This is a genomic window from Desulfomicrobium escambiense DSM 10707 (assembly GCF_000428825.1).
GTDB classification, from domain to species: Bacteria; Desulfobacterota; Desulfovibrionia; order Desulfovibrionales; family Desulfomicrobiaceae; genus Desulfomicrobium; species Desulfomicrobium escambiense.
Genome location: NZ_AUAR01000017.1, coordinates 58,113 through 79,412, shown reverse-complemented (window position 1 = coordinate 79,412; position 21,300 = coordinate 58,113). Strand labels below are relative to the sequence as shown.

Below are 21,300 nucleotides of genomic sequence, written 5' to 3'. Positions count from 1 at the left end.
ACGCAGCAGCGCCGCCGGCCTCCCGCCGACGGGCATCAAAGCACGGCCATTGGCCGTTGGTCTTCACATGAGTATCGAAAAAAAAACCGAAATCCTCGCCCCGGCCGGCGACACCGACAGCTTTCTGGCAGCGGTGGCGGCCGGAGCCGACGCCGTCTACTGCGGCCTCAAGAATTTTTCCGCGCGCATGGAAGCGGAGAACTTCTCCCTGACCGAACTCGCGGCCCTCACCGAACTGGCCCATGCCAGAGGCGTGCGGGTGCACGTGGCCGTGAACAATCTGCTCAAGGCGCCCGAACTGGCCCAGGCCGGCCGGCTCATCGATCGCCTGGCGCAGCAGGTGCGGCCCGACGCCCTCATCGTGCAGGACCTCGGGCTGCCTGCCCTGGCCCGCCAGGCGGGCTTCAAGGGCGAGCTGCATCTCTCGACCCTGGCCAACGGCGGAACCATTTCCGGCCTGCCGCAGATCCTGGCCCTGGGCGTGAACCGCCTGGTCCTGCCACGCGAACTGTCCATCGACGAGATCAAGGCCGTGGCCGCCAACTGCCCGGAAGGCTTGAGCCTGGAGGTCTTCGTGCACGGCGCCCTGTGCTACGCCGTCTCGGGCCGCTGCTACTGGTCGAGCTACCTGGGCGGCAAGAGCGGCCTGCGGGGCCGCTGCGTGCAGCCCTGCCGGAGGCAGTACGTGCAGAAGAACCAGAAGGGCGCGTTCTTCTCCTGCGACGACCTGTCCCTGGACGTGCTGGTGCGCCCCTTGAGCGGTGTGGACAAGGTCGAGTCCTGGAAGATCGAGGGCCGCAAGAAGGGACCGCACTACGTCTTCTACACGGTCAAGGCCTATCGCATGCTGCGCGACGCGGGCAACGACCCGGCCCAGCGCAAGGCCGCCCAGGAACTGCTGGAAATGGCGCTTGGGCGCCCGGGCTCGCACTACAATTTCCTGGGGCACCGGCCCTCGAACCCTATCGCCGACCGCGAGCAGACGGCGTCGGGACACATGGTCGGCAAGGTCCAGGGCGGCATGAAGGCCTACATTTCGCCGCGCGAGCCCCTCAAGAGCGGGGACCTGCTGCGCATCGGCTACGAGGATCAGGCCGGCCACCAGACGGTCAAGGTCCGCCGCGACGTGCCCAAGGGCGGCCGGCTGGATCTGCCCAAGGGTCCGGGAAGGCCCGCGCCGCAGGGCGCGCCCGTCTTCCTGGTCGACCGGCGCGAGCGCGAGCTGCAGGCCATCATCGCGGAACTGCGGCAGGAGCTGGCCACGGACCGGCCGAGCCGCGAATCCACGTTTGTCCCGACCCTGCCCAAACGGAGCAAGGTCAAGGGCCGACCCCGCGAAATGGACGTGTGGCGCAAGCTGCCAAAGCGTCTCGGCAACCAGAGCGAGCAGGCCGTATGGCTCACGCCCGGCGTGGAGCGGGACATATCGCGTAACATTTTCGGCCGCATCTGGTGGTGGCTGCCGCCCGTGGTCTGGCCGGCCGAGGAGAAGGCCTGGACCGACTGCCTGGAGAACATGACCCGCCTCGGCGCCCGGCAGTTCGTGCTGAACGCCCCCTGGCAGATGGGGCTTTTCGCCAAGCCCGAACGCCAGACCTTCTGGGCCGGCCCCATGTGCAACACGGCCAACCCCCTGGCCCTGGCCGAACTGTCCAGGATGGGCTTCGCCGGGGCCTTCGTCAGCCCGGAACTGGACCGGGAGGGCTTTCTGGAACTGCCCGCCCTGTCGCCCCTGCCCCTTGGCGTCCTGGTCCGCGGCATCCACCCCCTGTGCGTCTCGCGCATCCGTTCGGAAAACCTGAAGGAGCGCGACCCCTTCCAGAGCCCCAAGGGCGAACAGTTCTGGTCCCGGACCTACGGCAACCTGGTCTGGACCTTCCCCACTTGGGAGCTGGACCTGAGCGAAAAATGGACGGAACTGGAAAAGGCTGGCTACGCCCTCCTGGCCAGGCTGCACGAGCCCGTGCCGGACAAGGTGGTCATCAAGGAACGGCAGGGGCTCTGGAACTGGGACCTGAAGATGCTGTGAAGCCGTTGAAAAATCCGTTCTGGACAGCGTTGCTCCCCGATTTTCGAGGGCTCATGTAGACGGCTACACTTCGCCCTCGAAAATCGGGTCGCGCCTCGCCAGAACGGTTTTTGAACGGCTTCGGGAAAATTGCATATCATTCATGAGTTCATCAGCATTAGCTCCATCCCGCTGGAGTCGACGAGATGCGGACCTGAGAGATCAGGTCCGCATTTTTTTGCAACGTAATATTGAATCAGTAGTCGATGAATAGTTTTAATGCTATTGTATTGTATTGATGGAAGAATATTTGGTGGAAATTTTGGCAGTATATTTTCTGGGTTGGTGCTTCATCGAGTACCAAATGTGCGTTTTTATATAAGTAATAAAATCAATATTGAAGGAGATATAAGTTTGATGCTAGCAGTTTCCGAAATTCACAAGGAGGTTGTTGGATGAAGAAACTGTTTCATGTCATGGTCTGTGTGCTGCTCTTCGGTCTTCTGCTCGGCGCGCCGTGCTTTGCCGCCGACCTCATCAACGTCAACACCGCTACCGTGGAGGAACTGACATCCCTCCCCGGCATCGGTCCCGCCACGGCGGCCAAGATCGTGGAATACCGCGAGGCGCACCCCTTCGCCACGGTCGAAGAGGTCCTCGAGGTCAAAGGCATCGGCCCCGCCAAGTACGAGGCCATCAAGGACCGCATCAGCGTCGGGGAGCCACCGGCCAAGAAAGAATAACTCCAGAAGGTTATGCTCTTCCTCCAGCGCGGTCCCGGTCATTCGGCCGGGGCCGCAATTTTTTTGCCGCAAAAATTTCCGCCTTCTTGCATATCGTTCAAGATAATTGTACGAAGTCGCCATGCTCTCGCAACTTTTCACCTCCAAGACACGCATCCAGCTTCTCCTGAAGCTCTTCCTCAACCCCGACGTCTCCTGCTATCTGCGGGAACTGGCCACGGAATTCGCCGTGTCCCCCAACGCCGTCAAGGAAGAGCTCGATAGCCTGACCGAGGCCGGCTATCTCGAAAAGAGGAAGCAGGGCCGCTCCCTTTTCTTTCGGGCCAACACCAGTCACCCCATTTTTCCGGAACTGCATTCCATCGTCAAAAAGAGCCTGGGCATCGACCGGGTCATCGAGCAAGTCCGGGCGGACCTGGGCGACGTGAATGCGGTATACATCCTGGATGATTACGCCCTTGGCAAGGACTCGGGACTCATCGACCTGCTCATCGTCGGCGAGGTCAAGGCCGACCGGCTGCGGGAGTACGTCCGCATCACGGAAGAGAAGATCAGGCGCAAACTGCGGGTGATGGTTGTCGGGGTGGAAGAGTTTGCGGGTTCGAAGCGGACTTTTTTGCAACGACCGCATTGGAAAGTGGTTTAGACAACAGGCGGAGCCCCCTTCGGCACTGCAACAAGGTGTAAGGTGTATTGAATGCAACGAGTTGACGAAATGATGCCCGGAAAGGGCAAGAAAGCCCTCATTACCGGCATCACCGGCCAGGACGGAGCCTATCTGGCCGAGTTCCTGCTGGCCAAGGGCTATGAGGTCCACGGCATCAAGCGCCGGGCTTCCCTCTTCAACACGGATCGTATCGATCACCTCTATCAGGATCCGCACGAGAAGAGCCGCCGTTTCTTCCTGCACTACGGGGACCTGACGGACGCGTCCAACCTCATTCGCATCATCCAACAGGTCCAGCCCGACGAAATCTACAATCTGGCGGCCCAGTCCCACGTGCAGGTATCCTTCGAGACGCCGGAGTACACGGCCAATGTAGACGCGTTGGGAGCCCTGCGCATGCTGGAGGCCATCCGTATTCTGGGGTTGGAGAAGAAGACGCGCTTCTATCAGGCCTCGACGTCCGAGCTCTACGGACTGGTGCAGGAAGTCCCTCAGACCGAGAAGACGCCTTTCTACCCGCGTTCGCCCTACGCCTGCGCCAAGCTCTACGCCTACTGGATAGCGGTCAACTACCGCGAGGCCTACGGCATGTACGCCTGCAACGGCATCCTCTTCAACCACGAGTCCCCCATTCGCGGCGAGACTTTCGTCACCCGCAAGATCACCCGCGCCCTGGCCCGCATCCACCTCGGCCTGCAGGAATGCCTGTTCCTGGGCAATCTGAACGCCCTGCGCGACTGGGGCCACGCAAAAGACTACGTAGAGATGCAGTGGCTCATGCTCCAGCAGGGCGCCCCGGACGACTACGTCATCGCCACGGGCGAGCAGCACTCGGTGCGCGAATTCGTGCAGGCCGCGGCGGGTGAACTGGGCATGACCATCGAATTTTCCGGCGAAGGGGTGGATGAGAAGGGCGTCAATCCGGCCAACGGCAAGACCGTCGTGGCCGTGGACTCGCGCTATTTCCGTCCCACCGAGGTGGAGACTCTGCTGGGCGATCCATCCAAGGGCAAGGAGAGGCTTGGGTGGAAACCGAGGATCACGTTTCGGGAGCTGGTCGGGGAAATGGTTCGCGCGGACCTGGAAGAAGCGAAGAAGGAAGAGCTGTGTATGCGTGCGGGGTTTTGCGTCAATACGCCGCAGGAATGAGGCGGCCAAGAAAAGAAGCCGGTGCAGCGCAGAGAGAGTGCGTCGTTCCCGCGAAGGCGGGGATCCATGCATTTCCGGCGTGAGAATCCCAGAGTCCCGTCTGTCCATGCTGGGCGTATGCACAGGGATGGCATCGAGTCCGCCAGAGCTGGAACATATTTTAACCCAGTCGTCCTCCCGGCGCGGATACTTTTCGAACCAATTGTCCTTCCACGAAGGACAATTTGAAACCAGTCCCAAGTCCTGAAATGGATGAAGACGTCAAGATTAATGAGTAAGACGGACAAATGAACGAAGCTGAACTCACTGCCATCATTGCCAGAGGCGAGGATAGTCGCCACCAATTCAAGCGAGATTTCAGCAATATCGACTCGCTGGCAGCGGAATTGATCGCTTTTGCGAATACAAGAGGTGGATCGCTGCTGATTGGCGTCGACGATAGCGGGAATGTCGGCGGCTTGGACGTGGCGGATGTGTCCCGGCTCAATCAGTTGTTGTCGAATGCTTCTTCGCAGAATGTTCGTCCGCCCATTAATCCGACAAGCAGCAATGTCATGACAGAAAATGGCCTTGTTGTGGTGATTGATGTGGCTGAGGGATTAAACAAGCCCTACGTGGACGCCCAGGGCCGGATTTGGGTCAAGAGCGGAGCGGACAAGCGCCACGTGACCGCACGAGAAGAGATGCAGCGACTGTTTCAATCCTCCGGTCTCGTGTATGCGGACGAGGTTCCGGTTCAATCGGCCACGTTCAACGATCTCGATCAGGACGCCTTGGGCAAATACTTTGGCAGGCGCTATCAGCGATCTGTCGAGAGTACCGGCCTGGCTCTGCCGCAATTGCTCGCAAACCTTAATTTGGCGCGTGACGGCGTTCCCAATCTGGCGGCTCTGATGTTGTTCGGCAAGTCGCCGCACGTGTATAAGCCATCCTTCATTGTCAAATCCGTCGCTTTTCCAGGCACGGTGTTACATGGCAATCGCTACTTGGACAGCGAGGACATAGATGGTGATCTGTTCGAGCAGTATCGACGCGCCATGGCCTTTCTCAAACGCAACCTGCGGCATGTACAGGGTGGTCAAGGGTTCAACAGCCCTGGATTGTTGGAGATACCTGAGGACGTTTTTGAAGAGTTGCTCGTTAACGCCCTGGTGCATCGTGATTATTTTTTGAGCGCCCCTATTCGGCTGCTGATTTTTTCCGATCGGGTCGAGATCATCAGCCCCGGACATCTGCCTAACCATCTGGATACCGAAAAGATCCGCTACGGCATTTCAAATCTTCGAAATCCTGTGCTGGCCTCCCACGCGTTCCACATGTTGCCCTATCGTGGACTTGGGAGCGGCATTCCGCGAGCCTTTGCGAATTGGTCCGAAATCGAGCTGATCGATGATCGTACAGGCAATCAATTCAAAGCGGTCGTCCGTCGACGGGTTAAAGACAATGCACAGCCAGAGTCGCAGCCAGAGTCGCAGCCAGAGTCGTTGGAAAAAGCTGTGCTGCGTATTCTGGCGGAAGGGCCAGCAGGAAAGGCCGAGATTTCAGCTCGGCTTGGGCAGAAACGAGTCTCGGGGCAGCTCAACAAGGTCGTGCGCGCTTTGCTTGATGCCGGAATGATAGAACACACCATTCCGGAGAAGCCCACAAGTCGCATGCAAAAATATCGTATTAGATTAATAGGGTAGAGCGAAATGGATGGTGCATGGTGATGACACGCAGATGAAAACGACAGACAAGATCCTCGTAGCCGGGGCGGCCGGCATGGTCGGCAGCGCCTTGGTGCGCGCACTGCTGGCCCGGGGTTTTGAAAACATCGTCGGCACCATCCACCGCAAGGCGCCGGATTTCGGCCCCGAGGCAGCAGGCCGCGTTCGCCTGGAACCCCTGGATCTCATGGACCAGGGCGCGGTGCGTTCCTTCTTCGAACGCCGGCGGCCCGATCACGTCTTCCTGGCTGCGGCCAAGGTCGGCGGCATCCACGCCAACAACACGTACCCAGCGGATTTCATCCACGCCAACCTGGCCATCCAGACAAACGTCATCCACAGCGCCTACGAGTCCGGCGTGCAGCGCCTCCTTTTCCTGGGCTCAAGCTGCATCTATCCCCGCGAATGCCCGCAGCCCATACGCGAATCCTATCTGCTGACCGGCCCCCTGGAAGCCACGAACCGGCCCTATGCCCTGGCCAAGATCGCGGGCATCGAGATGTGCTGGGCGTACAACCGTCAGTACGGCACAAGGTATCTGGCGGTCATGCCCACAAATCTTTACGGTCCGGGCGACAATTACGACCTGCAGACCAGCCACGTCCTGCCCGCCCTGATCCGCAAGGCGCACGAGGCCAAGGTGCGCGGCGACAGGAGCTTTACCGTTTGGGGTACGGGCACGCCGCGCCGCGAGTTCCTCTACAGCGACGATTTGGCCGGCGCCTGCGCATTCCTGATGATCGCGGCCGGAAAGACCGAAGCGCTGTTCAACGACCACGAACCGCCCCTGGTCAACATCGGCTGCGGCGAAGATGTGACTATCGCCGAGCTTGCGGGCATGGTCGCGGAGGTTGTGGGCTTTGAGGGCGAGATTGTCTTTGATGCTGGCAAGCCCGATGGAACGCCGCAAAAGCTTCTCGATGTGTCGAGGATGAGCGGGATGGACTGGCGTCCGAACGTTGCGTTGCCGGTGGGGATCGGTTTGGCGTATGGATGGTATTTCCAGAATGAACAAAGGAAGATTTGATAGCCTTACCCCCTATCTGGCCGAACTCGGGGAGGCGATCCCGGGTTTTCTCTATTGATTGCTCTTCGGATTGAAGGAAAGGTGAGGCGGAGATGGAAAGATTGAACAAAGAATCCCGTCAGACCCTGGAGCGCATTGCGAACGCCATTCTTTCGGCGTTCAACGTGGACGCCATCTATCTCTATGGTTCCAGGGCCAGAGGCACTGGCCGGCCGGAAAGCGATTGGGATATCGGCATTCTTTTTTCCGAATACGCTTCGGACCCGGTCGAAAGAGCCTTGCGGCCGCAGGAGGTCGAGACGATTCTGGAAAGGGAGCTTCACATGTATGATCGGATTTCGGTCGTGGATGTGGAACAAGTTCCCCCGCCCCTGCAATGGAACATCATTCGCGGCATGCGGTTTTTTGATCGGGGAGTGCCGAGGGTGCGCAGGGTCGAGGCGTCGATCGTTTCAACGGTTGAGAAGGATTACGCTCATGCGGGATGAACTGTACGAACACGAGCTGAACCGTAACGCCGCGCGCATGACGCGGATTCTGGACGGCTTTCATGGCAGGCGGGAGGGGTTTTCGGAGACGGACCTCCTGGCCATTCAACGGGCGCTGCAGATCCTTGTGGAATCCGTCATCGGCATGTCGCGATACGTGGCTGAAGTGGCATTGGGCATCCGGGTCGCGAAAAGCAGGGAGAGCCTGGACGAGCTGTGCAGCGCGGGTGTTCTGGATCGGGGGACACACGCCAACCTGATGAAAATAGTGGGATTTCGCAACGTCCTTGTGCACGATTACCTCAATGTTGATGACGCAGTTGTCGAAGCCATTGTCAGGAATCGGGAATATGGGTTTCTTCTGGATGTGTTGTCGGGGTTGACGGGACATCTCGAACGTCGATGCGGAAGTGACGGCTACAGTGTGGCAAGTGACGCGAAGTGTGAGTGAGAAGATGAATACGCAAAGCATGCTGCGCATCATCGGCCAAACCCTGACCGACCCGGATATCCGGCTGGCCATTTTGTTCGGGTCGCAGGCGTCCGGGAAAACCCATGCCGGTTCGGATGCCGACGTGGCCGTGGCGCTGGACGGAGAGATGTCTCCATCTCGACAGGGTGAATTGAGCGCACGGTTGTCTGAAGCGCTGGGGTGCGAGGTCGATGTCGCCGATCTGCGCACGGCGCAGGGGGAGTTTCTGGCGCAGATCGTCCTGGGTGGGGAGGTCGCGGTAAAGCGGGACGCTTCTCTTTTGGCAGAGCTGGCCATTCGGGCGATCGGGTACCGGGAAGACATGCGGCCAATGGTGCTTCGGGCGCTCAGGGCCAAGGTGAGGAGAAGCCTGCATGGATGAAGTGCTCGTTTTGCGGAAAATGGAATCTCTTGGCAGGTGCGTGAACAGAATCCGCTCCAAGCGCGGGTTTACGCATGAAGAGCTGCTTCGCGATTTCGATCTGCAGGATATCTTGAGCGTGAATCTCCAACGCGCGGTGCAACTGAGCGTGGACATCGCCTTGCACATGCTCTCCGATCGATCTCTCCGGCAAACTCCCGGACACGATGGGAGAAGCCTTCATCGCGCTACGCGAACACGGAGTCATTTCGGGCGCTACGGCCAGCGCCCTTCGCCGCAGCGTTGGCCTGCGCAATATCGCGGTGCATGATTATGTCGCAGTGAATTGGCAGATTGTTCAGGATGTTGTTAACGGTCATGTGGACGTGTTCGTGGAGTACATGCGCGAAATTGAGGGGTGGCTGGGCAGGAGAGGGGCGGATGAGGAAAAGTGAGGCAAGGTTAGCTCATTGTGCTGTGGATAAGTTTTGTTTGAATTTTCTGGCCGTAATAACCACAGAGGAAAACGTCTCATCACGAAGAACACGGTTGAAAAGGTCTTGTCGCGTTGGGAGCAAGTCATGACGGGAAATGGTGCGGATGTCCGGTGGGAGCAGCGGTTTGCGAATTTCAAGAAGGCCTTGTCCCAGTTGAAAAAATTTGTGCAAAAGGGCCAGCTGAACGAATTGGAGGAGCAGGGGGCGATTCAGGCTTTTGAATATACGTATGAACTGGCCTGGAATGTCATGAAGGATTTTTTGGAACATCAGGGGCAGACGGACATTTATGGATCTCGCGACGCCATCCGCAAAGCCTTCCAGCTTGGGCTGATCACTGACGGCGACAAGTGGATGGACGCCTATACGAGCAGAACCAAAACCTCGCATACCTACAACGAGGAAACAGCCAGGGAGGTGGTCGACGCCATCTTGGGAGTTTACCACGGGATTTTTGTGGCGCTGGAAGAGAAGATGACGTCTTTGCTTGCTCGGGATCAGAATGCGGCATCCAAAAACCGTTTCGGCATTGAGAGTTCGATGTTTGAACGGATCATCGGCGTGCTGCGCGACAATCCTTTGGTCGAGGAAGCTATAATATACGGTTCGCGGGCCAAGGGTGTGCATAAGCCCGGTTCAGATATCGACGTAGTGTTCAAGGGGAAAGATCTCACATTGCAGGACTTGAACCGGATCAGCCTGGCATTGGATGACCTGCTTTTGCCCTATACCTTTGATGTTTCGCTTTTCCATCATATCGAAAACGAGGAGTTGCTTACTCACATTGGACGGGTCGGAAAAAGCATTTTTCGCAGGGCAGGGTAGCGAGATGGAATGGTCGATGATTTGTGGTCTTCCGGGCATCTATAATGGCTGGTTTGGGTATGAAAACGGAAAAATAGTTAAAAGAAGACTTGATAACCATATAAAAGGACACCTTCGAAGATAGCAGATGACCCCACGCCCAGTTTAAAAGCTGTGCTGCTGAACGCAGCATGTTCCGACATCGAAAAAATAGCCAAAAATTGCAGAAAGAATCATCTAAAAACACATGTTTCTATTTTTTTAGAACGATAAATTGACCTAAGCATAAAGAATGAATGTCAAAATAAAATCATTAATTTCAAATCGTATCTTGGTGCGTAGCGCCATTTGTAATTTTATCGGAATCAGCTTGCCAATGCTTGTCGCATTGGTTGTGATGCCATATTTAATCGCTGGAATGGGTAGTGAGCGGTTTGGTTTACTTTCAATTATATGGATGGGAGTAGGTTACTTTAGCCTTTTTGACTTGGGCGTTGGGCGTGCACTGACGAAGATGGTAGCAGAACATTTGGGGAAGGGAGAGAATTCCGACCTCGGCGAATTGATTTGGACTGCGCTTACGTTGATTGCAATCTTGGGATCTGTGGGCGGGATTCTCTTGGCCACATTCAGTGCTAATTTGGTCGGAGGATTGCTTAATGTTCCAGTTGTGTTTCGTGATGAAGCTACGTTCGCACTTCGTTTTCTCGCGCTTGGAGTGCCCTGTGTTCTTGTGACATCAGGCCTCGTTGGTATTCTCGAGGCACACCAACGTTTTGGGGTCATTGCTTCGATTCGGATTCCGTTGGGGTTGCTAACATTTCTTGGACCATTTATCACCATGCAAATTACACCTAGCATTGCTTGGGCGACTGGGGCATTGTTATGTGTACGAGTATTGGCGTTAATTGCATATTATTTTGCTGCAGCAAAAATTTGTAAAGAGCTATTTCAGGTTCGTATAATTAAGAGAAAAGAAATTTATCCTCTGATAAAATTTGGAGGTTGGTTGACAGTTACAAATATTGTTGGCCCAATAATGACATATTTAGATCGTTTTTTTATCAGTTCAATGTTAGGGCTTGCGGCAGTAGCCTACTACTGTACTCCTTATGAGGTGATGACGCGTTTGCAGATATTGCCCATTGCGGTTATGGGGGCGTTGTTCCCTGCCATGACGGTAGCTCATATGGCCGATCGGAGTCGGTTGAGAGAAATCTATTTAGCTGTAAGTAGCATTGTTTATTGGGTGATTCTTCCTGTTTCGGTCGGGGCGTTGTTGATGGCCCCCGAAGCACTGCAAATTTGGTTAGGCGCTGAATTCAGGGACGCGTCCACCTCTGTAGTGCAGCTACTTGCTGCGGGATTGATGCTTAACACTCTTGCGCTTCCAGCTTTCACTGTGCTGCAATCTGTGGGACGTCCTGATTTGATCGCAAAAGCGCATGTGTTGGAGCTTTTTCCTTATCTATATTTTTTGTGGTGGCTTGCTAAAGTGTATGGTATCAGTGGTGTCGCGGCTGTATGGACGTTGCGTGTGGCAGTCGATACTTTGATTCTTAACATGCTTGTTTGGGAACAGATTCCCGAATTGCGGAAGCAGGCTGTCAAAACATGTTTTGTAATGTTAATCACAGGTGCCTTTTTTTGTGCTTTTTGGGTTGTGACATCTTGGACTATTCGAATTTTTGTTTTGTTAACAGTGGTGCTTGTGTCCGGAATAATGTTGTGGTTTAGGCTGCAAGAGCTCGTGAAAGGATGGACGTTTGTTAGTTCGCAAGATAGTTAATGCTAAATTTTGATCCGCTAGAGGAGTTGGATAGTGGAGTCTGAAAATGCGACGCAGAAGAGTTCGGGACTAAAAGACTGGCCGGACGAGGATCTTGAACGGGTCATCAGTTGCCCAGTTTGTGGCGCAGGAGAGCGATTTTTGCTTTACTCTGGACTTGAGGATCGAGTTTTTTGTTCTGCCCCGGGTCGTTGGGATATGTATCAATGTAGTGAGTGTCGCTGTGCATATTTAGATCCTCGTCCAAGTTTGGCAAGTATTCATTTAGCGTATCGTAATTATTATACTCATAATAAACAATGTAGTTCGTCTGTAGACTTGCTGTCATTATTGAAAAGTTTGGCGCGTGTGCTGGCTAATGGATATCTCAATTATCAATATGGATATAAATTTTTTCCAACGAGTAGATTTGGTGAAAGGATCGTTCCTTTGCTTCCATCATTTCAGAGAGCGCTACATCGGCAGATGCGCTATCTTCCACAGGCAAGGCTCGGTGCGCGATTGCTTGATGTAGGTTTTGGCAGTGGTGAGTTTATGCGTTTAGCTCGTCGAATAGGCTGGCATGTGTCCGGCGTCGATTTTGATCCAGTGGTTGTCGCTAATGCGTCAGAATGTGGCCTCAATGTTTACCATGGTGATCTCTGTTCTTTTGACGAGGTTCAAGACTCATTCGATGCGATTACTATAAATCATGTTTTAGAGCATGTTAGTGATCCTGGCGAAATGATAAGTAGTGCTTATAGGTTGCTAAAGCCAGGTGGAATGTTGTTTATTGAGACGCCAAACATTGACGCGTATGGGCACATGCGTTTTAGAGAAAATTGGCGTGGGCTCGAAGTCCCCCGACATTTGGTGCTTTTTAACTGGGAGTCAGTTATAGGTTTGTTAAATAAAGTAGGGTTTGTAGAACTGCAAAAAATTGTTCGGTTTGCGCCATATTCAGGTATGGCGCGTGCCAGTAGATCTATTCATGGTAGAATTAATAGTTTGGCTGATTTTGTTTTAAAATATTTAGATGTTATTACGGGGATATGTTTAGAAAATTTTTCAATTCTTGATGATAGTAAGACAGAGTTTATTACCATTTGCGCGCGTAAATAGAATTTTTTATTTCTAATTTTTGAGATTGATTTGAAGTCTTATTTATTTTGATCTGTATTATATATTTAGCTGGCCCTGAAAACCTCTGCTAAGCGGATAATTCTGATGGATATATCGCGGGAGCATGAAAAAAAAATCAGTATACTTGTACCATTATATAACTATTATGATGGTATTTTGAGAATTGTGAAATTCCTTGATGAAGAAGACTTGAGTGAGGTTGAAGTAATTGTGCTTGATGATTCAGATAATCCTGATGAACAATTGCGCATACAAAAACTGCTAATCAATTATAAACATTTTATAAAGTATCGACATAATCATGTTTCGCTCGGTCCTGTAATCAATTGGAATGCTTTGCTGGATATGGCGAGTGCTGATTACATAATTTTAATGCATCATGACGAATTCTTATTGTCAAAAAAATTTATAAAAAATGCTATTGATAGAATTGAAAATATAAAATTTGATGTAGGGATTTTTAATTGTTTTTTAATGAGGGGTAGTAATATATATAAGCAGCATCTTTCGATTTCGTTGCGATACTTATTTTATAAATTTTTGCCAATATATATTTTTAAGAGAAATTTTATAGGTCCTACAGCATCGTTAATTGTTAAAAGATCATTGTGTGAGCGCTTTGATAGTAATTTGAGATGGCTTGTTGATGTGGATTGGTATTATAGGTTGGCAATAAAAACTCGCAACATTGTTTTTTTTAAAGATATTGCTGTTTGTTCTGAAATAGACGCAAATAATTCTATTACACGAAAGATTAAGTTCGATTTGCCTCATATTTTAAAGAGTGAAGAAATTTACTTATCTAAAAAGTATAATAAAAGTTTTTTATTTTTTTTAACAGGAAGTAGTCTCTTTTGTAAAGCATTCTGTATAGTAGAGTCATTGGCGTGGAAGACGCTCTCCATATTCTGTTTGATTTTTCAAAGAATGAATTAAATAAACTGCTAGGGGTGCCATGATCGTCGCTTCGATATTTGGAGGTCTTGGTAATCAGATGTTTCAATATGCTGCGGGCTTTGCGCTCGCTGACAGGCTAAAAACTCATTTGATTCTTGATTTGAGTGCATTTAAATGTCGTAGAGTGCCTAGGAAGTATGATCTTGATAGGTTGTTTTGCGTTCGTTCTGAAGTTGCAAGTGACTCCTCTTTGAAAGAATTTTTGGGTTGGCGAAAGAATAAGCTGGCGATGAGAGTGTTTCGTCGTCCTTTTTTTACATTTTTTAGAGGGAAAAAAATTGTCGTTGAGCCTCATTTCCATTATTGGAAAAATTTTGTTGATCTTTTGGATGATGTCTATTTGTTGGGATATTGGCAGTCTGAAAAATATTTCAGTAATGTCAAAAGCCTTTTGAGAAAAGAATTCGAATATTGTCTTGCGATGCCATTGGTAAATGAGAAAATAGCTACTCAGATGAATGCTGTGAATTCTGTTAGTGTTCATGTTCGGCGAGGTGACTATGTGACGAGCAAGGCTGTGCATAGAATGCATGGTGTTTGTTCGCTTGGGTACTATATTGATTCTATCAATTATATATCAGAGCGAGTCACAAATCCAGTTTTTTATTTTTTTTCAGATGATATAGAGTGGGCTCGTAATAATATTGGTATAAGGCAACGTCACTTGTTCATTGATTATAATTATGGTGAAAATAGTTATAATGATATGCGTCTTATGGCTCTATGTAAGCATAATATTATAGCTAATAGCTCGTTTAGTTGGTGGGGTGCGTGGCTAAACATAAATAAAGAAAAAATCGTTATCGCTCCAAAGCGTTGGTTTTGTGACTCAAGAATAAACACTGATGATGTTTGTCCAGAATCATGGATTCGATTATGAGCGATTGTCGTCCTCTTGTGTCAGTGATACTTCCTGTTCTTAACGGAGAAAAATCATTGGTAATAGCTCTTAAATCTATAGTTGATCAAACGTATGACAACTGGGAGCTATTTGTATTAGACGATGGTTCTATAGACAAATCAGTGACAATTATAAATGATATTCAAGATCACAGGGTATTTCCTATTTTGCCAAACCATGATCGCGGTCTTGCTCTACGTCTAAATCAGGGAATTCATATGGCAAATGGTAAATATATTGCTCGAATGGATGCCGATGACATCTCCTTTCCAGAACGTTTGGCTCGGCAGGTCGAATTTCTGGAGGCGCATCCGGATGTGGATTTGGTTGGTACCCGAATTCTCGTCTTTCGTGATGACGGTAGTGTAATTGGGCACCCTTTTTTTGCCGAATCCCATGATGCAATTTGCGCTCGTCCATGGAATGGTTTTCCGTTGCCGCATCCGACTTGGATGGGACGAGCGGATTGGTTTCGTCGGCACCAATATGCAGTTCCAGAATATAAACGGGCAGAAGATCAGGAGCTTTTGTTGCGCACGCACGAAGTGAGCACCTTTGCTTGTTTGCCCGATGTGCTTCTGGCTTACAGGCAGGGTCCTTTTTGCTTGAAAAAAACTCTTGTCGGTAGAGCAAATTTGCTGAAAGCGCAGATTCATTGTTTACTGCGTTCTTCTAAGTATCTCATGATATTCAAGTCGTTGGTCATATTCGGGATCAAATGCGTCGTTGATTTTTTTGCGTCGCTTCCGATGCTTGATGCTCTTTATTTTTGGCGTATGAGCGCTAAGCCAGCAACCAAAGATGTTATTATATTTAAAAAAATATATAATAAATATTCAATTTAGGATAACTTCGAGAATGCCTGGTGAGTATTGTTGTCGATTTGTGGGGTGCTACGAGGAAGGGTTGTGAAGTTTGTTTTCCTTTCTCATCTCGATCTTAATTTGTTCTTGTTCCGTCTGCCTATCATGCAAGCCCTGATCGCACGAGGGCACGAGGCAATAGCCTTGTGCCCCAGGGGGGATGTGTTTGATCGTTTCGCAGAGCACGGTGTTACGGCGGTCGACTACGACGTCGACCGATCCAGCCTCAACCCTCTGCGTGAATATCCCGTCATTCTTCATTTAGCGTCCTTGCTACGTCAGCACAGACCCGATGTTCTGCATACGTTTACCGCCAAGCCTAACATCTATGGAACTCTTGCCGGTCGGATGGCTCGGGTGCCGGTTATTTACAACCTCGTCGAGGGGTTGGGCTCTTTCTACGTGGAGGACTCCCTGCGCAACCGCTGCGTGAGGGTCTGCATGGAGGGGCTTTACGCCATTTCCTGCCGCCTGTCCGACAGCACGGTCTTCGTCAACCGGGACGACGCAGATCACTTTCGCTCTCACAGGCTGGTCCCGCAGGCCAAGATGCGTATCATTCGCAGCGTGGGCATCGACACGCAGATGTTCAGCCCTGAAATTTATGATGCGTCGTCGGTTCGCCGAGAGCTTGGACTTGCTTCCGCGTCCCGAGTAGTGCTCATGGTCGCCAGGGCCATTTGGCACAAGGGGCTGGCGGAATACATCGGTGCCGCGAGAATGCTTCGCATCCAGTATCCTGATGCGGTCTTTCTTTTGGCGGGAGACGTCGACTTAGGAAATCCTTCTTCGGCTTCACGAGAATATCTGCTGAATCAGCCTCATGTACGCTGGCTTGGGCCGCGGACCGATATTGCGGAACTGACCGCCTTGTGCGACGTGTACGTGCTGCCCAGCTACCGGGAAGGAGTTCCTCGGACGCTGCTCGAAGCCGCGTCTATGGCCAAGCCCATCGTGACGACGGACACGGTTGGATGCCGGGAAGTGGTCGAGGACAGAATTAATGGAATCCTCGTCCCGGTACGCGACAGCGAGGCTCTGTCCAGGGGGATTGCGACCCTGCTCGACGACCCGGCACTGCGGGAACGCATGGGCCGGGCCGGTCGCGAAAAGGCGGTGCGTGAATTCGACGTGCGGCATGTGGTGCAACAATATCTTGAACTGTATGGGGTGAGTTGATGCGCAAATCGGATGGCGCAACAGTGCGCGTCGAAGGAAAGGGCAAGACCGTTTGGGAGATGTCGGAAAACGGTGAATTGGTTCTGGCCCTGGCCCTGGGCTTTTTTTTGAATGCGGCCATTCGTCTGATCGAATACGGCGCATGGCAGGCAGAGCCATTTTTTATTGGGCAGGAGCCCCTCATGGCCACCCATGACGCTTATGCTTGGCTGGCGGGGGCCAAAGGGGTCGGGGCCTATGCGGCTTCGCGTTTTTCCATAGGCATCAGGTGGCTGCATGAAATAACGGGCTTGCCCCTCGGGACCATCGGCTTCTGGCTGCCGGTGCTGACGGTACCGTGGCTGGCCGTCCCGGCCTGCCTTCTGGCACGGACGCTGCGCATGACCGAAGCCGGAGTCATCTTCGCCCTGACCGCCGGGTCGAGCCTGGGCTATCTGGTGCGCACCAGGTTGGGTTTTTGTGATACGGACTTGGTCTCCCTGTTTTTTCCCCTCGCCTTCACCTGCGCGGTGACGGCGTGGTTGGCTTCGGAAACCAGCCACGTCTGGTGGTGGCGAGGGATGGAAGAAGCCAAATCGAGCCGGCAGTCTTTGGCCTATGCCGTTCTCTCTGGCGCTCTCGGTGCGATCAATATCTCTTTTTATACCCAGGGCGGAAGCCTGCTGTTGGCTGTTCTCGGAGCGTCTGCCATCTTGACCTTCGTGCTCGGACCAAAATCCGGCGGTGTGAAAGCATGGTCGGGATTGCTGCTGATCTATGCTTTGGCTTTCGGCGGTTGGGGCGGTTGGGGGGTCGGCTTGGCGCTCGGAGGAATACTGCTTGGTCGGCCCGATTTGCTTGAACGCAAGGCTGCGCCAGCCGTTGTCGGTGTGGCCGCAATATGTGTCATGATCTGGGCGGGGTTGCCCGAGATGGTTCTAAAATATCTGCAAGCGGTTGCGACCTACTCCAAGCTTGATTCCGTGGAGATCGGTTCCAACGCCAGCACCCTGCAGCTTCCGGCCATCGCCCAAAGCGTGCGCGAAGCGCAGAATCTGCCGTGGGGCCAGGTGGCGGACAGAATGGCGGGGAACTGGGTCCTGTTCGTCATAGGCCTTGCGGGATATGTCTTCGCGGTCTTCCGAAGGCCGCAGCTCCTGCTCTTTTTGCCATTCCTCGGGTTGGGTCTGGCCAGCGTGAAGCTTGGTAACCGTTTTTCCATGTTCGGCGGGGTCGCCTTGGGGGTGGGGTTCGGATTCGGTCTTGCCGAAATGATGCGTCTGCTCGGGCAGAATCAGGGACGGCGCTGGATAGCGCAGCTCCTGCTGGCCTGTTTCGCCTTCTGGCCGGCCAGCGCATTCATGCAGGACATGCAGCCTGTGCCTGTACTTCCGAAGCTGTACGCGCAGACCTTTGTGGACCTGCGCGACAGGACCGAGCCTGACGCGCGTCTGTGGCAATGGTGGGATTACGGATACGCCGGTCAATACTATGCCGAACGCGCGACATTCGGCGATGGCGGCTCTCATGATGGCCAGTGGCTATACCCCCTAGCCCGGGTGCACAGCACTTCCTCGCCCCTGCAGGCTGCGCAGCTGATGAAATTCGTTACGCTGGACCAGAGGAACAACGCGTCCGACCAAGCTCCGACAAAGTACTATTGGGCCGATCCCATAGCGTCCCTGCGAGCCATGGGGGCGCAGAACGCAACTGCCTTCGTTGCTGACCTGGCCTTCACAAAGCAGGACTTTCCGGCCGACCTGCCAGCCCAGTATCTGGTCGTGTCCTGGGAGAATCTGCGATTGGGCGGGTGGATCGGCTACTACGGTAACTGGGATCTCGTTTCGGGCACGTCGAATCCCGGCAAGATACAGCAGGTGAAGGGCGAAGTCCGTATCGATACGGCCACGGGCACTATGGTCGTGTCCGGCAACGGCGTGCCCGTGGATTCCCTCGACGTGGTGGAGCAGAACGGCACGCGGCATTTCGACTGGCCCAAGGGTGCCGGTTCGCATGCTGTCATCAACCAGCTCTCCCGGCAGGTTTTCCTCATGGACTCGAAAATGTACCGTTCCATGATGATTCAAATGCTCATCGCCGATCCTCGTTCCTTTGAACCCCACTTCGAACTGGTCGATGACAGGTTCCCGTGGGCTCGGGTGTATCGGGCCAGATGATCAAGCGGATCGTCGATATCCTGGTTTCGGCGGGGTTGCTGCTCGCGCTGGCGCCGCTGCTCGTGCTGGTCGCCTTGGCTGTGTGGGCCGCCATGGGCTGCCCGGTTCTATTCGTGCAGACCCGGCCGGGGTTGGGGGGGCATCCGTTCCACATGATCAAGTTCCGAACCATGGCGAGGGCCACGGACGGGCGGGGGAACCTTCTGCCGGATTCGCAGCGACTGACCGCGTTCGGGCGTTTCCTGCGGTCCACCTCCTTGGATGAGTTGCCCGAGTTGTGGAACGTGCTCACAGGAGACATGAGCCTCGTCGGCCCACGTCCCCTCCTGATGGAGTATCTGCCGCTGTACTCGCCGAAACAGGCGCGGCGTCACGAAGTGAAGCCCGGTATCACGGGGTGGGCCCAGGTCAACGGGCGCAATGCCCTTGGCTGGGAGGAGCGGTTCGCTCTTGATGTCTGGTATGTGGACAACCAAAGTATATGGTTGGATCTGAAGATCCTGTGGCTGACGGTACGGTCGGTTTTTCTGCGGCAAGGGATCAGTTCGGAAGGGCACGAGACCATGCCGAGGTTCACCGGTTCGGGCGATTTACGGAGAGGTGAATGAACGGAGTCTGCATTCTTGGGGCCAGTGGCCACGGAAAGGTTGTCCTTGGAGTTTTGCGTTCGTCGCAGACGGCTGTCCTTGGTTTTTATGACGATGATGAGGAGTTGGTCGGCAGGGCCGTGTCTGATACGCCCGTTCTTGGGACAGTTGCTGATTTTGCGCGGCGTGCGGGACAAGCCATTGTCGCGATAGGCGATTGCATGATCAGAAGACAGGTAGTCGGGATGTGCCGTGACGCTTGTTGGGTTGAAGCCATCCATGCGACGGCCTGGGTTGATCCGACGGCCCGGATCGGCCAGGGATCCGTGATTTGCGCAGGGGCTGTGGTGCAACCTGACAGCAATATAGGTCGGCATTGCATCGTCAATACCGGAGCTACGATCGATCACGATTGTCGTGTGGGGGATTTTGTGCACGTTTGCCCTGGCGCGAATATCGGCGGTGGCGTCACGATTGGCGACGGCACGTGGGTGGGGATCGGCAGCGTTGTCATACAGGGCGTCCGCATTGGGACCAACGTCATGGTTGGCGCGGGAGCGACCGTGTTGCGGGATATCCCGGACAATGCGGTTGTCGTGGGCTCCCCAGCTCGAATAGTGAGGTTTCAGGCGTCATGCTGAAGGCTGAATTTCCCTCCTGGCCTGTTTTTGCCGAAGATGAGCGCTTCGCTGCCATGCGTGTGCTGGAATCGGGCAAGGTCAATTACTGGACAGGCGAGGAGTGCCGCCGGTTCGAAGATGAGTTCGCCGCCTACGTCGGCCGAAAACACGCCATTTCCTTGGCCAACGGGACCGTGGCACTCGAACTTGCCCTCCAGGCCTTCGGCATCGGCCCCGGCGACGAGGTGGTGACCACCTGCTGGTCCTTCATCGCCTCGGCGAGCTGCGCAGTGGCTCGGGGCGCCGTGCCGGTGCTCGCGGATGTGGACCCCATTTCTCGCAATGTCTCGGCGAAAACCATCTCCCGGGTCCTCACGCCTCGGACCCGGGCCGTCATCTGCGTGCATTTGGTCGGGTGGCCCTGCGACATGGATCCGATCATGGAGCTGGCGCGGGAGCGAGGCCTTCTCGTCATCGAGGATTGCGCCCAGGCCCACGGCGCCTGCTACAAGGGCAGGCCGGTGGGAAGCATCGGCCATGCCGCTGCGTTCTCCTTTTGCCAGGACAAGATCATGACCACCGGCGGCGAAGGTGGGATGTTGCTGCTGGACGATGACGACGCCTGGAAAAAAGCCTGGGCCTACAAGGATCACGGCAAAGAGTGGGACGCTGTGCATCGTACTGATCATCCGGCGGGTTTTCGCTGGGTGCACGAGTCGTTCGGGACCAACTGGCGTATGACCGAGATGCAGGCCGCCATCGGTCGGGTGCAGCTGCGCAAGCTGGACGGCTGGGTCGCTTCCCGCAGGGTCCATGCCAGGTGTTTGACCGAGAGGCTGGAGACCTTGCCGGGAGTGCACGTTGCTGTGCCCGGGTCGGATTATTATCATGCCTACTATAAATTTTACCTTACTCTCGAAGCCGCCAGACTCCGGACCGGCTGGGACAGGGACCGGATCGTTGCGGAAGTAAATGCGGCGGGTTTTCCGTGCCTGGCGGGTATCTGCCCGGAGATGTACAGGGAGCAGGCTTTTGTGCAGGCCGGCCTGGCGCCGGTAAATCCTTTGCCCGTGGCTGGAGATCTGGGGCGGCGAAGCCTTCTGCTCCTTGTCCACCCGACACTTTCCCGGTGCGACATGGAAAGGTACGCCGACGCTGTGGAGCAGGTGATCCGTCGTGCGATGAACGGGTGAGGCGTGGTGTG

21 protein-coding genes are annotated in these 21,300 nt (G+C 54.0%); all 21 read left to right on the top strand.

What is annotated here, in order from left to right; translation table 11 throughout:
* The first annotated feature begins 67 nt into the window (after window positions 1-67).
* The 21 genes from G394_RS0113590 to G394_RS0113505 all read left to right on the top strand — a co-directional run bounded on the left by G394_RS0113590 (window position 68) and on the right by G394_RS0113505 (window position 21,289).
* Window positions 68-2,029 carry a peptidase U32 family protein gene (locus G394_RS0113590; RefSeq protein ID WP_028578124.1) on the top strand — a complete coding sequence of 654 codons (1,962 nt, stop codon included), beginning with the start codon at window positions 68-70 and terminating at the stop codon, window positions 2,027-2,029.
* A gap of 434 nt (window positions 2,030-2,463) precedes the next feature.
* The gene (locus tag G394_RS0113585; protein WP_028578123.1) at window positions 2,464-2,751 is read left to right on the top strand and encodes a ComEA family DNA-binding protein; all 288 of its coding nucleotides are present in this window, start codon (window positions 2,464-2,466) and stop codon (window positions 2,749-2,751) included.
* Window positions 2,752-2,872: 121 nt separating this feature from the next.
* Window positions 2,873-3,397: a winged helix-turn-helix domain-containing protein gene (locus tag G394_RS0113580; protein ID WP_028578122.1), complete on the top strand. Its 525-nt coding sequence runs from the start codon at window positions 2,873-2,875 to the stop codon at window positions 3,395-3,397.
* Between the two features lie 51 nt (window positions 3,398-3,448).
* A complete protein-coding gene (gene gmd, locus G394_RS0113575) occupies window positions 3,449-4,567 on the top strand; it encodes a GDP-mannose 4,6-dehydratase (RefSeq protein WP_245578342.1) in 1,119 nt (372 codons plus the stop codon).
* Between the two features lie 287 nt (window positions 4,568-4,854).
* Window positions 4,855-6,252: an RNA-binding domain-containing protein gene (locus G394_RS0113570; RefSeq protein WP_028578120.1), complete on the top strand. Its 1,398-nt coding sequence runs from the start codon at window positions 4,855-4,857 to the stop codon at window positions 6,250-6,252.
* 34 nt (window positions 6,253-6,286) lie between these two features.
* Window positions 6,287-7,300 (top strand): GDP-L-fucose synthase family protein, encoded by a 1,014-nt coding sequence (locus tag G394_RS0113565; RefSeq protein ID WP_028578119.1) that lies wholly within the window; start codon window positions 6,287-6,289, stop codon window positions 7,298-7,300.
* A 92-nt stretch (window positions 7,301-7,392) separates the two neighbouring features.
* On the top strand, window positions 7,393-7,788 hold the full coding sequence (locus tag G394_RS0113560; RefSeq protein WP_051307196.1) for a nucleotidyltransferase domain-containing protein: 396 nt from the start codon (window positions 7,393-7,395) through the stop codon (window positions 7,786-7,788).
* On the top strand, window positions 7,778-8,239 hold the full coding sequence (gene hepT, locus G394_RS19250; RefSeq protein WP_051307195.1) for a type VII toxin-antitoxin system HepT family RNase toxin: 462 nt from the start codon (window positions 7,778-7,780) through the stop codon (window positions 8,237-8,239). The genes G394_RS0113560 and hepT (G394_RS19250) overlap by 11 nt, the downstream gene beginning before the upstream one ends.
* A gap of 19 nt (window positions 8,240-8,258) precedes the next feature.
* Complete coding sequence (gene mntA, locus G394_RS19245; RefSeq protein ID WP_169725567.1) at window positions 8,259-8,642, top strand: type VII toxin-antitoxin system MntA family adenylyltransferase antitoxin; 384 nt, start codon at window positions 8,259-8,261, stop codon at window positions 8,640-8,642.
* A gap of 176 nt (window positions 8,643-8,818) precedes the next feature.
* Window positions 8,819-9,076: a type VII toxin-antitoxin system HepT family RNase toxin gene (gene hepT, locus G394_RS20350; protein WP_281168284.1), complete on the top strand. Its 258-nt coding sequence runs from the start codon at window positions 8,819-8,821 to the stop codon at window positions 9,074-9,076.
* 33 nt (window positions 9,077-9,109) lie between these two features.
* Window positions 9,110-9,943 (top strand): HI0074 family nucleotidyltransferase substrate-binding subunit, encoded by an 834-nt coding sequence (locus G394_RS21655; RefSeq protein ID WP_156902621.1) that lies wholly within the window; start codon window positions 9,110-9,112, stop codon window positions 9,941-9,943.
* A gap of 271 nt (window positions 9,944-10,214) precedes the next feature.
* Window positions 10,215-11,711 carry a flippase gene (locus G394_RS20875; protein ID WP_084435657.1) on the top strand — a complete coding sequence of 499 codons (1,497 nt, stop codon included), beginning with the start codon at window positions 10,215-10,217 and terminating at the stop codon, window positions 11,709-11,711.
* Window positions 11,712-11,744: 33 nt separating this feature from the next.
* Window positions 11,745-12,812 carry a class I SAM-dependent methyltransferase gene (locus G394_RS20870; RefSeq protein WP_156902620.1) on the top strand — a complete coding sequence of 356 codons (1,068 nt, stop codon included), beginning with the start codon at window positions 11,745-11,747 and terminating at the stop codon, window positions 12,810-12,812.
* A 105-nt stretch (window positions 12,813-12,917) separates the two neighbouring features.
* On the top strand, window positions 12,918-13,769 hold the full coding sequence (locus G394_RS20865; RefSeq protein WP_084435654.1) for a glycosyltransferase family 2 protein: 852 nt from the start codon (window positions 12,918-12,920) through the stop codon (window positions 13,767-13,769).
* Window positions 13,770-13,788: 19 nt separating this feature from the next.
* Window positions 13,789-14,670, top strand: a complete 882-nt coding sequence (locus G394_RS20860) for an alpha-1,2-fucosyltransferase (RefSeq protein ID WP_084435652.1) — start codon at window positions 13,789-13,791, stop codon at window positions 14,668-14,670.
* Window positions 14,667-15,536, top strand: a complete 870-nt coding sequence (locus G394_RS20855; protein ID WP_156902619.1) for a glycosyltransferase family 2 protein — start codon at window positions 14,667-14,669, stop codon at window positions 15,534-15,536. The genes G394_RS20860 and G394_RS20855 overlap by 4 nt, the downstream gene beginning before the upstream one ends.
* A gap of 63 nt (window positions 15,537-15,599) precedes the next feature.
* Complete coding sequence (locus tag G394_RS0113525; protein ID WP_028578115.1) at window positions 15,600-16,733, top strand: glycosyltransferase family 4 protein; 1,134 nt, start codon at window positions 15,600-15,602, stop codon at window positions 16,731-16,733.
* Window positions 16,733-18,889: an STT3 domain-containing protein gene (locus tag G394_RS0113520; RefSeq protein WP_156902618.1), complete on the top strand. Its 2,157-nt coding sequence runs from the start codon at window positions 16,733-16,735 to the stop codon at window positions 18,887-18,889. Before G394_RS0113525 ends, G394_RS0113520 begins: the two co-directional genes overlap by 1 nt.
* Window positions 18,886-19,497 carry a sugar transferase gene (locus G394_RS0113515; RefSeq protein ID WP_028578113.1) on the top strand — a complete coding sequence of 204 codons (612 nt, stop codon included), beginning with the start codon at window positions 18,886-18,888 and terminating at the stop codon, window positions 19,495-19,497. The genes G394_RS0113520 and G394_RS0113515 overlap by 4 nt, the downstream gene beginning before the upstream one ends.
* Window positions 19,494-20,117, top strand: coding sequence for an acetyltransferase (locus tag G394_RS0113510; RefSeq protein ID WP_028578112.1), 624 nt, complete (start codon window positions 19,494-19,496; stop codon window positions 20,115-20,117). The genes G394_RS0113515 and G394_RS0113510 overlap by 4 nt, the downstream gene beginning before the upstream one ends.
* On the top strand, window positions 20,111-21,289 hold the full coding sequence (locus G394_RS0113505; protein WP_028578111.1) for a DegT/DnrJ/EryC1/StrS family aminotransferase: 1,179 nt from the start codon (window positions 20,111-20,113) through the stop codon (window positions 21,287-21,289). Before G394_RS0113510 ends, G394_RS0113505 begins: the two co-directional genes overlap by 7 nt.
* The last annotated feature ends 11 nt before the right edge of the window (window positions 21,290-21,300 follow it).